Annotated in this window: 10 protein-coding genes; 3 read left to right on the plus strand and 7 right to left on the minus strand. The window is 65.0% G+C overall.

Going from position 1 to position 13,303, the window contains the following annotated elements; genetic code table 11:
* Positions 1-3: 3 nt before the first annotated feature.
* The gene (locus tag BJA_RS21480) at positions 4-1,932 is read right to left on the minus strand and encodes a glycosyltransferase (RefSeq protein WP_011087089.1); all 1,929 of its coding nucleotides are present in this window, start codon (positions 1,930-1,932) and stop codon (positions 4-6) included.
* Between the two features lie 8 nt (positions 1,933-1,940).
* Positions 1,941-2,102, minus strand: coding sequence for a hypothetical protein (locus BJA_RS42345; RefSeq protein ID WP_165448155.1), 162 nt, complete (start codon positions 2,100-2,102; stop codon positions 1,941-1,943).
* 126 nt (positions 2,103-2,228) lie between these two features.
* On the opposite strand from BJA_RS42345, the gene BJA_RS21485 reads away from it, so the two are divergent.
* Together BJA_RS21485 and BJA_RS21490 are read left to right on the plus strand one after the other, a co-directional pair.
* Entirely contained in the window at positions 2,229-3,143 is a 915-nt protein-coding gene (locus BJA_RS21485) for a DUF6502 family protein (RefSeq protein WP_038966857.1), read from the plus strand.
* Entirely contained in the window at positions 3,140-4,357 is a 1,218-nt protein-coding gene (locus BJA_RS21490; RefSeq protein WP_011087091.1) for a DUF5666 domain-containing protein, read from the plus strand. The genes BJA_RS21485 and BJA_RS21490 overlap by 4 nt, the downstream gene beginning before the upstream one ends.
* Positions 4,358-4,399: 42 nt before the next feature.
* On the opposite strand, the gene BJA_RS21495 is transcribed toward BJA_RS21490, so the two are convergent.
* From BJA_RS21495 to BJA_RS21505, 3 genes are read right to left on the minus strand one after another with little or no spacing between them, the layout of a single operon-like run.
* Positions 4,400-7,510, minus strand: a complete 3,111-nt coding sequence (locus BJA_RS21495; protein ID WP_063921619.1) for an efflux RND transporter permease subunit — start codon at positions 7,508-7,510, stop codon at positions 4,400-4,402.
* Positions 7,511-7,521: 11 nt separating this feature from the next.
* Entirely contained in the window at positions 7,522-8,646 is a 1,125-nt protein-coding gene (locus tag BJA_RS21500; protein ID WP_028171251.1) for an efflux RND transporter periplasmic adaptor subunit, read from the minus strand.
* Positions 8,647-8,663: 17 nt separating this feature from the next.
* Entirely contained in the window at positions 8,664-10,226 is a 1,563-nt protein-coding gene (locus BJA_RS21505; protein ID WP_011087094.1) for an efflux transporter outer membrane subunit, read from the minus strand.
* A 218-nt stretch (positions 10,227-10,444) separates the two neighbouring features.
* Here BJA_RS21505 and BJA_RS21510 point away from each other — a divergent pair, with 218 nt between their 5' ends.
* On the plus strand, positions 10,445-11,083 hold the full coding sequence (locus tag BJA_RS21510; protein ID WP_038966858.1) for a TetR/AcrR family transcriptional regulator: 639 nt from the start codon (positions 10,445-10,447) through the stop codon (positions 11,081-11,083).
* 37 nt (positions 11,084-11,120) lie between these two features.
* On the opposite strand, the gene BJA_RS21515 is transcribed toward BJA_RS21510, so the two are convergent.
* Both BJA_RS21515 and BJA_RS21520 read right to left on the minus strand, forming a co-directional pair.
* Positions 11,121-12,488 carry a M23 family metallopeptidase gene (locus tag BJA_RS21515; RefSeq protein WP_171463760.1) on the minus strand — a complete coding sequence of 456 codons (1,368 nt, stop codon included), beginning with the start codon at positions 12,486-12,488 and terminating at the stop codon, positions 11,121-11,123.
* 110 nt (positions 12,489-12,598) lie between these two features.
* Positions 12,599-13,285 carry a peroxiredoxin gene (locus tag BJA_RS21520; protein ID WP_011087097.1) on the minus strand — a complete coding sequence of 229 codons (687 nt, stop codon included), beginning with the start codon at positions 13,283-13,285 and terminating at the stop codon, positions 12,599-12,601.
* Positions 13,286-13,303: the final 18 nt, after the last annotated feature.

Below are 13,303 nucleotides of genomic sequence, written 5' to 3' on the forward strand. Positions count from 1 at the left end.
GCGTCAGATCCAGAATGCGGCTTTGCGCAGGTGGACCAGCGTCAGCACGCTCGCAAAGACCAGGAGCGCCAGCGCGACGAGGACGTAGACGATGCTGACCGGATCGACAGCGCCGCCCGCCAGCGGCTCGCGCCACACCGCGAACAGATGCGTCACCGGATTGAGCCGCATCACCGTCGAGCGGTGGTTGATCATGTCCGACGACCAGATCACGGGCGAAGCGAGAAAGGCGAGCATCAGGGTGGATTCGATGATCGGCTTGAGGTCGCGATAGCGCGTCGCCATGGCGCCGAGAACGAGGCTCAGGGCGAAGGTGCAGGCCACGAACAGCAGCAGACCGGGCAGTGCCGCCAGCGCGTGAGAGAGGTCGTGGGGCGAGAGGAGGAGCCACAGCACCAGCGGAACACAGGCGTTGTGGAGTGCGAACAGCGCCTGGCGGAAGGTGCATTGCAGGAGGAAGATGACGGGCGGCAGCGCGCGGTCGCGGATCAGGCTCGCGGAGTTCTGGAGCGCCGTAGTCGCATCGAGTACCACGCCGTTAAGGAAGGTCCAGGCCGTCATCGACAGCGCCAGCATCGGCAGGCGTGTCATCATGTTGCCATTCGACATCTGGCCGATCACCGAGCCGAGCACGGCGACCACGATCGCCATCTGCAGTGACATCCAGAACGGGCCGAGCAGCGAGCGGACGTAGCGGTGCCGCATGTCGGACCAGGCCAGCGCCGCCGCGATCCGGACCGTGTCCAGCCAGCCGGTCGCTTGCGGCGGCTCGGAGATTGCCGATCGCTCCTCGCTCGGGGCGGCGACAGCGTCGCGGTAGACGGTCTCCATGCCCTGCTTGAAGGCCGTGGCCGAATAGCGGGTGAGGGCGCGCGTGCGCGCCGCAAGTCCCATGCTGCGGCGGCGCTCGGGGTCGCGGATCAGGGTGTCGATCGCCTCACCCAGTTTCTCGGCATCGCCGGGCGGAACGGTGATCGCCTCCATGCCGTGGCGGGCGACGTGCGGCACCGCCGTGTCGAGCGCCGTGTTCACGACCGGCCGGCCGGCGGCCATGGCCTCGAGCTGGACAAGGCCGAAGGTCTCGGCATTGGTCACCGACGGCATCACGAAGACGTCGGCCAGGCACATCAGCTTGATGCGTTCGCAATCGTCCACCGAGCCGAGCAGGCGGACGCGGTCACCGAGGCCGAGCTCCTGGATCAGTTGCTCGAGCCGCGGCCGTTCGACACCTTCACCGATGATCCAGGTTTCGAAATTGTGTGCCGCCGCGGCGCGGATCAGCACGTCGAAGCCCTTGTAGGGCACCAGCCGGCCGCAGGCGAGCACAAGCCGGCCGCGATCATTGACATGGTGCGGCTCGATCTTCGGCCAGTCGTAACCCGTGATGTCGATGCCGAACGGCACGACATGGTATTTGTCCTCGAATTCGCGCAGCAGCGGCGTGTTGTCGACCAGCACGCGGTCCGAGACGATGATCGCCTTGGCGCGACGCAGTGTTCGCCGCATCAGGGGGTCGATGAACCAGCGCAGGCCGGCATGGGTGACGATGTCGGCGTGCCAATGCACCACCAGGGGCCGCTTGGCGCCGAATCCGAAGGCGAAGACGAGGTCGGCGAGCGGGAAGGGGGCGTGAAGCGCGAGCAGGTCGTGCTCGGCGATCTTGCGCCATAGCCGCCAGGGATAGGTGGGAGCCGCGGGCAGCGACAGCACGTTGCCGAACGAGCGGACGCGCTCGACCGGAATGTCGTTGACGACGATCTCGCGCCGCTCGGCCGATTGCGAACAGACCAGCACGGCGGAGGCGAAAGCGTCCTTCAGGCTGGCGCAGATGTCGCGGATCACCGTGAGCGTGCCGCCGAACAGGTCGGGATAGTAGATCTTGAAGATGTGCAGCACCGACGGACGGCGCGGGGACTCGCTGATGTGATGCATGGCAGCGGTCAGCCTGCGAGTAGCGCGGCAACGAACGGTGCGGCCAGCACCGAGATGAAGATGACGCCGCGCAGAAGCGCCGGCAGCATCGGTTCGATGACGCCGCGCCCCCGATCGGGGGCCGGCATAGCACGCAGCGAAATGAAATTGCGGACCAAGCGGTCAGCCATGGGTGTGAGTCCCTTTACGTCGCGCCCTCAGTGGCGTCTCGTATATGTGGGAAAATTTACCACGTCAATCGGAGAGTGGAGAAAAGTGGGATTGTGTCCCACGTGATGCATCGGTACAATTCAGACATGAATGCCAAGTCCGGGTCCAAGGCGGCTGACAGGTCGAGCGCGCCACAGCCGAATGCTGCGGGGAAGCTGCACGCCCCGCTGGCGCGGCTGCTGCGCCCGCTCGTGCGACTGTGCATCCGCAGCGGCATGACCTTTCCGGCGTTGGCGCAATTGCTTCGCGAGCTTTTCGTCAACGTCGCCGAGCACGATTTCGCGCTCGAGGGAAAGGAGCAGACCGACAGCCGGGTCAGCCTGCTCACCGGCATCCATCGCAAGGAGGTGGCGCGGCTGCGTGGCGCAGGCGCGCCGGTGCACGAAGCCCCGGCGGCGGTGTCGCTGACCAGCGCCGTGATCGCGCGCTGGCTCGCCGCGCCGGAGTTCACCGACGCGAAAGGCGAGCCGCTCGCGCTGCCGCGTACGGCCGAGGGCGATGCGCCGTCGTTCGAGCAGCTCGTCGCCTCCGTCACCAAGGACGTGCGCCCGCGTGCGGTGCTCGACGAATGGGTCGACCGCAAGCTCATCACCATCAACGAGGCTGACGAGATCGAGCTGGTCGAGGCCGCCTTCGTTCCGAGCGGCGAGGACGACAGCAAATGGCACTATCTCGGCCGCAACCTGCACGACCACATCGCGGCCGCCGCGCAGAACGTCTCAGGCGCCGCGCCGCGCTTCCTCGAACGCGCAGTGCACTACAACAACATCTCGCCGAAGCTGGCGCGGCGCCTCGAGGCGCGCTCGCGCGAACTCGCCATGGACGCGCTGAAGACCGCCAACCGCGAAGCCAACCGCGCGCTCGCCAAGGACAAGGGCGGCGACGCCCGCTGGAATTTCGGCATCTACATCTATTGCGAGGACGCCGACGAAGAGGGCGAGGCCAAGGAAAACGCTAAGGAAAGCGCCAAGGATAGCGGCAAAGAAGGCGGTTCTTCATGAGCCGGGCGCCGCTCATCTCCCGCCGTCTGCTGCTGACGGGATTCTGGCTCGCCGGCACGGCCATTGCCCACGCGCAGGTCAGGCGCGGCACCGATCAGGGCATCGGCGGCACCGGGATCACGCGAGGCGATGATCACGGCATCGGCGGCACCGGCATCGTCGGCGTGATCCAGCGCTTCGGCAGTATCTACGTCAATGGCGAGCGCATCACCTATGCGAGCGACGTTCCGGTCCGAATCGACGGCGAGGCGGCCAGCGCCAATTCGCTGCGCATCGGCCAGCTTGCGCGCGTGGTCGCGACCCGTCGGGCTGACGGCACGCTGGTCACGCGCAGCATCGCGATCGCGAGCGAGGTCTCGGGTCCGATCGAACAGGTGAAGGGCAACGAGCTGACGGTGCTCGGTCAGAAGATCGTCACCAGCGGCAAGGAGAGCAAGCTCCATGCGGGCGCGCAGGTCGCGGTCTACGGCTTGCGCCGTACCGACGGCGTGATCGTCGCAAGCCTGGTCGAGCCGCGACGCGATGCGGCTGCGCGCGTCACGGGCCTGGTCGAGCGCGGCCCTGACGGTCTGCATATCGGCGGGCTGAGGCTGAACGGTGTCGATCCCTTGCTCGTCGGCCACCGCGTCCAGATCGAAGGCAGCGCAAACCAGGGCGCGATGCAGGCCGCGCGCACCCGTATCGATGATTTTTCGGATCTCGTCGGCGCAAGCCGCCTGTCGATCGAGGCCTATGTGCAGCGGATGGGCGCAAACCTCCAGCTCGGCTCCGGGCTCGTCGCCCGTGACGGCTCGCGTTTCGGGCCCGCGGCCGGCGAAGCCCGCATGGTGGTCAACGGCTCGTTCGATCGCGCGCGCGGCCTTCAGGTCGACTCCGCACAGGCTGTCGGCCAATTCCCGGGATCGCCGACGCAGGGGCCGGGTGGTGCCGGCAATCCCAACCGGTCGCCCGGCGGCTCTATCATGCATCCGGATCGCGGCACCGTGACTCCGGGCGGCGGCCAGCCCGGCGCCCCCGGTGCGCCTGCGCCGGGATCGAGCCCCGGTCCGGCGCCCGGCTCTGCACCGACGGGACCGAGCGGTCCGTCGGGCCCCGGCGGTCTTGGCTCGCCCACTGGTCCCATGGGCCCCGGCGGGTCCATGGGACCTGGCGGTGGAATGGGTGGTGGCGGCTTCGGTGGTCCCGGAGGCGGGATGGGCGGTGGCCGGCGCTAAAGGAACCCAGGTGGAGCGCATGGTGCGGCGAGCCTTGCTTCATCATAGGGCGGCGCGCGGCTCGCCGTTCGTTCCGAGTCCGGCCGCATCGAGTTTCACCGCGTCGTCGCCCGTCGCCGCGGAATGGTCGGCCGCAAGCAGAATGTAGAACGCCGGCACCACGAACAGGGTGAACAACGTTCCAATCGAAAGTCCCGAGGCGATGACCAGCCCCATGTTGAAGCGTGAGGCTGCGCCCGCACCGGTAGCGGTGATCAATGGCATCACGCCGATCACCATGGCCGCTGTCGTCATCAGGATCGGGCGCAGCCGGATCGCGGTTGCTTCGATGACCGCGTCGCGCTTGGAGCGGCCGGCGTGCTGCAGCTCGTTGGCGAACTCGACGATGAGAATGCCGTGCTTGCTGATCAGCCCCATCAGCGTCACGAGGCCGACCTCGGTGTAGATATTGAGGCTCGCGCCCTTGATGCCCAGCATGATGAAGATCAGCGCGCCCGCGATCGACATCGGTACCGAGACCAGAATGATCAGGGGATCGCGGAAACTCTCGAACTGCGCCGACAGCGCCAGGAAGATGATGATCAGGGCAAACCCGAAGGTGGCGGCGAATCCGGATGATTCCTGGATGAACTGGCGTGACTGACCGCCATAGTCGATGGTGTAGCCCTTGGGCAGGGTCCGGTCCGCGATCTCCTTCAGCGTCGCGAGCGCTTCGCCGGTGATCACACCGGGCATGGCCACGCCGGAAATGGTGGCGGCATTGACCTGCTGGAAGTGGTTCAACGATTGCGGAACGGTGGTCGTCTTGAGCGACGCCACCGTCGACAGCGGAACAGACGTGCCGTCCGAGGTTTTGATGTAGTAGTTCAGCACCTGATCGGCGTTCAGTCGCTGGCGCTGCTCGACCTGGGGAATGACCTTGTAGGAGCGGCCGTCCAGGCCGAAATAGTTGACATACCCGCCGCCCAGCATGTTGCCGAGCGCGCCGCCGACGTCACTGAGCTTCAACCCGAGCTGAGCGGTCTTTTCGCGATCGATCAGCACCGTGGTTTGCGGCTGGTCCACCTTCAGGTCGTTGTCGAGGAAGATGAACTTGCCGCTCTTCAGGGCCTCGGCGGTGAACGCTTTCGCGACGCCATCGAGCCGCTCGAACGGGTCCGTGGTCTGGATCACGAACTGGATCGGAAGGCCGCTCGCTCCGGGCAGCGGCGGCAGCTGGAACGCCACGATCTTGGCGCCGGCAACGCCCGCCATCTCCTGCTGAAGCACCGGCTGTAGTTCGGCCGCAGTCTTGTCGCGCTTGTCCCAGGGCTTGAGCACCCAGCCCGCGATCGAGCTGCCCGTGAGATCGAGCTGGAACACGCCGGCGGTTTCAGCATAGGCGGAGATGCGCCGGTAGACCTCGGCGGAATACAGCAACTTCTGCTGTAACGTCGCATTCGGCGCGAGCGTCGACTGCATCAGGATCGCACCCTGATCCTCCTCCGGCGCCAACTCGTTCTTTGAGTTCGAATAAAGCCAGTAGATGCTGCTCAAGACCAGGGCAGCGAATACGACCGTGACCGGAATTGTTGTCAGGCTGCCGGCAAGCAGGCGCCGATATCGATGCTGCAACGCGTCCATGCGTGCATCGATGAAGCCGACGATGCGGTCGTTGAGCGTCGGCTTGCCGGTGTTCGCCGGCTTCAGGATGAAGGCGCAGCACATCGGCGTCAGCGTCAACGCAATGACGGCCGACACGGCAACGGCACCGGCAAGGGTGAAGGCGAACTCGGTGAACAGCGCACCGGTCAAGCCGCCCTGGAAGCCGATCGGCACGTAGACCGCGATCAGCACGATGGTCATGGCCACGATCGGACCCGCAAGCTCGCGCGCGGCCATGATCGCCGCCTGCAACGGCTTCGTACCCTCGGCCAGATGCCGGTTGACGTTCTCGACGACGATGATGGCGTCGTCGACCACGAGGCCGATCGCGAGCACCAGCGCCAGCAGCGTCAGGAGGTTGATCGAGAAGCCTAGCGCCAGCAGCATCGTGAAGGTGCCGACCAGCGACAGCGGTATGGCGATCACCGGAATCAGCACCGAACGCCACGATCCGAGAAACAGGAAGACGACCACGGTGACGATCAGAAGCGCTTCGAGCAGGGTATGGATCACCTCGTCGATCGAGCTGTTCACGAAATCGGTGGAGTCGTAGATGATCTCGGAGTTCAGCCCCTCCGGCTGCTGCGCCTTGATGTCGGGATAGACGGCGCGGACGCCTTTGATGACGTCGAGAAGGTTGGCGTTTGGCGCCACCTGGATGCCGATATAGACCGCGCGCTTGCCGTTGAAGCCGACCGACGAGTCGTAATCCTCGGAGCCCAGCGTAACGTTCGCCACGTCGGACAGCTTGACGTTGGAAGCGCCGGCCTGCTTGACGACGAGGTCGCGAAACTCCTGCAACGACTTCAGGTTGGTCGCGGCCGTCAAATTGACCTGCACCATCTGGCCCTTGGTGGTGCCGAGCCCGGCGATGTAGTCGTTGCTGGACAGCGCGGTCGATACGTCGGATGCGGTCAGCCCGTAGGCGGCAAGCTTGATCGGATCGAGCCAGGCGCGCAGCGCGAAGGTCTTGTTGCCGAGCAGCTCCGCGGTCTGCACGCCGGATACGGCCTGCAGCTTGGGCTGCACCACGCGGATCAGGTAGTCGGTGATCTGGTTCGGCGCCAGCACGTCGCTGCTGAAGCCGAGATACATGGCGTCGATGGTCTGGCCGACCTTGACCGTCAGCACCGGCTGCTGGACGCCGCTCGGCAGCTGATTGAGCACCGAGTTCACCTTGGTGTTGATCTCGGTCAGCGCCTTGCCGGAGTCGAAGTTCAGCCGCAGGTTGACGGTGATGGTGGAGGTGCTGGGCTGGCTGGTCGACGTCATGTAGTCGATGCCATTGGCCTGGGCGATGGCGTTTTCCAGCGGCGTGGTGATGAACCCGGCAACGACCGCCGGATCGGCGCCGTAGTACGTCGTCGTCACGGTGACGATCGCGTTCTGGGTTCGCGGATATTGCAGGATCGGCAGCGAGGTCATCGACTTCAGACCCAGCACCAGGATCATCAGGCTGACGACGATCGCAAGCACCGGCCGGCGAATGAAGATGTCGGTAAAGGACACGTTCTCGTTCCTCACTGATCGGCAGGTGCCGGATTGGGATCGTTCGCCAGGGGAATGGAGTTGTCGACTTTCAGCAGGGTGCCGTTGCGCAGCTTGACCTGGCCCGCGGTGACGACGGTTGCGCCCTGATCGAGACCCGAGATCACCGCCACCTGATCGCCACGGGTGGCGCCGGTCTTGATGAAGGTCTGGCGGGCTATCAAACCCTGCTTGTCCGGTGCGTCGCTCTTGACGGCGAGGAATACCGACTCTCCATAGGTGTTGTAGACGATGGCGGTCTGCGGCAGCGTGAGATAGCTCGTGGGGTGTCCGACACGGACATCGATCCGCGCGAACATGCCGGGCAGGAGCTTGCGATCCGTATTGTCGAAAATCGCGCGGACCTGAACGTTGCGGCTGGCCTGATCGACCTTGGAATTGAACGCCTGCACCACGCCCTTGAAGCTGCGGTCCGGAAAGGCGTCGATGCGAGCGGTGACCTCCTGTCCGACTTTGACCTGGTCGAGTGCCTGTTGCGGCAGCGTGAAGTCGACAAAGAGCCGGTCGAGCGCCTGTAGCGTGACGATGGTGGTGCCCGCGGTCAGATACTGGCCAACATCGACCTGACGCACGCCGAGACGCCCGGCAAAAGGTGCCTTCAGCGTCTTTTGGTCCATGAGCGCCTGCTGCTGGGCGACCAGCGCCAGCGCGTTGCGCTCGTTCACGACATCGCTGTCGACCGTCGCCTGGCTGACCGCATTGATCTTCAGCTGACCCTGGTCGCGCCGCAACGTGATGGCGTAGCCGTCGGCGGTGGCCTGCAACGACTGCAGCTTGGCGACGTCGTCCTGCTTGCGCAGGTCGAGCAACACGTCACCGGCGCCGACATCCTTGCCGGATTCGAAATGAATGCCGTCCACGATGCCTGACTGTTGCAGCGACAGATCGGCGCCGTTCACCGCACGAAACGTGCCGATGGCGGTCAATGCGGATTGCCAGTCGCTGAGCTGCGCGGCGGTCGTCGACACCGTCTGCGGGGGATCGGCGAGCGCGGCCATGGCCTGTTTGATCATGCCGGCGCGGAAGCTGACGAACCAGGCGAGGGCGGCGAACACCGCACCGACGACACACAACATGATAATCATGCGCTTCAACATGGCTTCGGGCTTTCGCATCAGTTGGCGGGCGGGGTCGGCTGAGCCGGCAGGGCCCCCGCGGGGGTGAATATCGCGGCAACGCCCGCGGGCTTTACTTCGGAGGCGGGGGACTCATCGACGCGATTCCACCAGCCGCCGCCGAGTGCCTGGTACAGCGAGACGGTGTCGGCATAGCGCGAGGCCTGCGCCTTCACGCGGTTGATGCGCGCGGTCAGCAGCGTCTGTTCGGCGTTGATGACGGAGATGAACGTGGTGGAGCCGGCCTTGAACTGGGCCTGCGACATCTTCAGGCTCTCCGCGGCGGTCTTCTCCGCCTCGATCTGGGCCTTCAGCAGATCAGCATCCGACTGGATGGCGCGGAGCGCGTCGGCGACATTCTGGAACGCGGTGATCACGGTCGAGCGATATTGCGCGCCTTTCTGCTCCAGTGCAGCGACCTTGGACTCCTTGGTGTGGAACAGCGAGCCGGCATCGAAGATCGGGCCGGTGACACTTGCCGCCACGCTCCAGGCCGCCGATTGCGGGCCGTAGAGTCCCGACAGCGCCAGCGCAGAGCTGCCGCCCGAAGCTGACAGCGTCACGTTCGGCAGCATGTTGGCCGTGGCAACACCGACATTCGCGCTGGCCTGATGCATCTGGCTTTCGGCAGCTCGGATGTCCGGACGCTGCCGCACCAGCAGCGACGGTACGCTGACCGGCAGATCGCGCGGCAGGCGCAGGTTTGCCAGCGGCACGGCCTCGCCTCTGTCCTGGCTCGGCAGTCTGCCGAGATACGCCATCAGCTGGTTGCGATTTTGCGCGCGCGACTTTTGCAGCGGCGGCAGCGTCGCAAGCGTCTGCGCCAGCTGGGCCTTCTGAGTCAGGACATCGCTGTTGGCGACGGCGCCGAGGGCAAACTGCTGTTCGAGCAACGCGACCAGCTGACGCTGACCGTCGATCTGTTCCTGGGTCACGCGAATCTGCGCCGCGTAGGACGCATCGCTGATCGCGGTCGTCACGACGTTTGCCGTCAATGAGAGATAGGTCGCCTCGAGTTGGAAGCGCTCATAGTCCGCATTGGCGAGATCCGCCTCGATCCCGCGCGCTTTGCCACCGAAGATGTCCGGCGTGAACGAAACCGGGACCGAGGTCTTGTAGAGGGTGTACAGCGATGACGGTCCGGTCTGCCCGGACTGTGCCAGCGGCACCTGGCTGCGCGTCGCACTGCCTTCCCCGGTGATCGACGGCATCAGGGCGCTGGTGTCTGCCGCCGCAACTTCGCGAGCCTGGCGCAGCGCCGCTTGCGCCGCGGCAAGGTCCGGATGGTTGTCGATTGCTTCCCGGACGAAGGCTTCGATCTGCCGTGAGCGAAACACCTGCCACCAGACCGCCGGCACGTCCGCGCCGTTCACGATCCGCTGTGCCGTTCCGCCAGGCCCGTCTGCGCCCTTGGTCGCGGAGAATCCGCCCGCAGTGTAGCCGCTGACCGGCGGGGCGTCCGGCGCCTCGAAATTCGGGCCGACGGCACAGCCGGCGAGGGCGATCGCGGCTTGGGCTAACGGTATTATGGCGCCTCTACGGAGGAATGTTCTGAACGGCATCCAAGGCTCATATCGAAACTGAACCGTTCAGTACTTGACCGAGCAAGCAGTTGTTGTCAACGATACTGAACTGTTTAGTTTCGTTGTGTACCGTAAAGAAGTTTTGCTACCTGTGTCGTGCTCAGGGCGTCTCTTCAGTTCTTTCAAGCTGTTGAGACGCAGCCATTGTGCGCGTTGACGCCTACGACACCGATTCGCGAGCCGACGGAGAGTCACCCTTGATCGAAACGATCGCCCATCCTGTTCACGAGAAGGAGAGCGCACCAGCGGGCCGCAAGATGGACATCGTCATCCGAGCGGCGTGGCAGCTTTTTCTCGAGCAGGGCTTTTCCGCAACCAGTATGGACGCCATCGCGAAAGCCGCCGGCGTGTCGAAGGCCACGCTCTACGCGTATTTCCCGAGCAAGGAGGCTTTGTTCGCCTCGCTGATCGTGGCGGAGTGCGAGAGCCTGCAACGCGATTTGCCCGTGCCCAAACTGTCCGCCGGACTGTCTGAGGCGCTGCGGGATTTCGCCAGGCAATACCTCCACACCTTCATCCATCGAAAGGACGTTGCCTTCGTCCGCATCATCGCCAACGAGAGCGGTCGGTTTCCCGTGCTCGCCCGGCTCTTCTATGAAAGCGGACCCGAGGCGACGATTCGGCGGCTCGCTCAATTCCTCGAAGAAGCCAGGGCTGCGAGGGTCTTGGAGTTTGACGATCCGATGGAAGCCGCCAATCAATTCCTGAGCCTGGTCCGCGGCGAACTACCGCTGCTGATTGTACTGGGCCTCAGCGATCTCACGGAGGAGGCGATCGAGCAGGAGATCGAAGCAGGACTCAAATTCTTCCTGAAGGCGTGTCAGCCTCGCGCCTGAAGCGCTCACGAATGTTCAATGAGGGCAGGGGCGCGTTCTAGCCCGCACTGAGACGCACGCCCGCGCGCAGGAACTTCTGCGGGTCGACCGCTTCGCCGTCGATGCGGGTTTCGTAGTGCAGATGTGGACCGGTGGAACGGCCGGTCGAGCCGACGAGACCGACGACCTGGCCGATCTTCACGATCTCGCCGACCTTGACGTTGATCTCGGAGAGATGGCCGTAGCGGGTCGCAAGTCCGTTGCCGTGGTCGACCTCGATCATGCGGCCATAGCCCCCGGACCAGCCGGCCGAGACCACCTTGCCGTTGGCGGTGACGCGGACCGGATCGCCCGTGGCGGCACGGAAGTCGAGGCCGGTATGCATCGCAGGCCGACCCAGGAATGGATCGCTGCGCACGCCGAATCCGGAGGTGAACTCGACCTCGCCGATGACGGGCTTGCGATAGGGCACCAGCGCCAGCGTGCGATTGAGCCGGTCCATCTCGGCGCGGGTGACGTTGATGCGATTGAGCTGCTTCTCGAACGGCCCGGCATTGGGCGTCAGCTTGACGGGCACGAACGGCCCACCCATCGCGGTCCGCGGCACGGCGGCTTCGAGACTGGCGAGGTTCAAACCGAGATCGCTGACCACGCCGCGCATCCGGCGCATGCGCGAATCCATGCCGTCCTCGACGGCGCTGAGCGCCGCCATCTGACGACGCTCGACCTGATCGAGCGAGGTGGTGAGGCGGACCAGGACATTGTCGAAACCCTGGTTCTTGGCGAACTGATTGGCCTGTGGGGCCATGACCGCCGGCGCGCGCGACTCGAGCCGCGCTTCGCGATCCGGCGGCGCCACGAAGATCACGGTGTCGCTGATCGGCGACGGCTTTGGCGTGCCCTGCGTCGTGCTCTGGCCGGCGTCGCCACGCTGCGGGGTCGAACGGGGAATCGAGCCTGTCACGTCAGGCATGGCCCCGAGCGCCGTGGCCCGGGACTCCAGCGCCGTCTGGCGCTTCATGATCTGGTCGAGCTTCTGGTCGAACTGTTCCTGGTCGAGCAGCTGCCGGCTGGTGGTGCGATCGACCTTGGCGCGCAGCTCGGCGATGCGGTCCTCATAGGCGTACTGCATCTCGGCCTGGCGGGCGATCAGCCGGGTCAGGACATCGTCGCGAAAGGCAAAGTAGGTGGCGGTCGCGGCCGACCAGAGTCCGAGCAGCACGACCGTGCCGACCACGATCCAGAACACCACGGGCCCGAAGCGCACCTGCTTGCCGGCATGGACGATGGTGTAGGCGTCGTCGGTCGCGGGCAGGGGAATCGCAATTGCCGCTGTTGCGGCGGCTGGACGGCGATGGAGGGCCCGTCCGTGGTCGTGAGGATGATGTTGGGGGTACTGCGAGTATTGGGCAGAACTTTTCGACATCGGCACTCCCGCGCCGGTCGGATGAGTCCGTACGGCCTAATTGCCGCAGCAATCTGGGCCGGTCATGGTTAATTTTCCGGAAACGGGAACAGTCGTATTTAAAGGTCTGGTTAAAGACTTGTTGCCGCTTCCAGCACCTGGTCGGCATGGCCGTCGACCCGGACGTTACGCCAGATCCTGGCCACTTTGCCGTCGCTTCCGACCAGCACCGTGGTGCGAAGAATCCCGAGGAAGCTCTTGCCATACATGGATTTTTCGCCCCAGGCGCCATACGCCTCCAGCATCTCGTGCTTCTCGTCCGAGATCAGTGGAATGCCGAGGCTGTGCTTGTCGCGGAATTTCTCCTGGGCCTTTAACGAATCCGCGGAAATACCGATCACGGCCGTTCCGGCCGCGGCGAAGGCGTCGGCCAGGCGCGTGAAGTCGATGGCCTCCCTGGTGCAGCCGGGCGTATCGGCGCGGGGGTAGAAGAACAGGACGAGCTTCCGGCCGGCATAATCCGACAGCGTGACCGCGCCGCCGCCGTCGCGGGGCAGGCGGAAGGCTGGGGCCTTCTGCCCCTCGGCCAGGACCTGCCTGGCCGCAGACGCAGGGGCCGATCTGGAGGAATTTAACTGTTTCGATGCGGCGCCATGCGATGCTGCTTTTGCTATGCTCCCGGTTGATTTGCTCGCCGGTGTCCGCTGTGTTTTCGCGGACTTTGTTTGAGTCGCTGCCCGGGTTTTCGAGGCCTTCTTTTTTGCCGCTGTCGTGCCGGAGGGCGTTTTGGACGATTTCTTTTGGGATTTCTTGGACATACGCCTTCCTTTCGACGC

Origin of the sequence: Bradyrhizobium diazoefficiens USDA 110 (genome assembly GCF_000011365.1) — a bacterium.
GTDB lineage: Bacteria > Pseudomonadota > Alphaproteobacteria > Rhizobiales > Xanthobacteraceae > Bradyrhizobium > Bradyrhizobium diazoefficiens.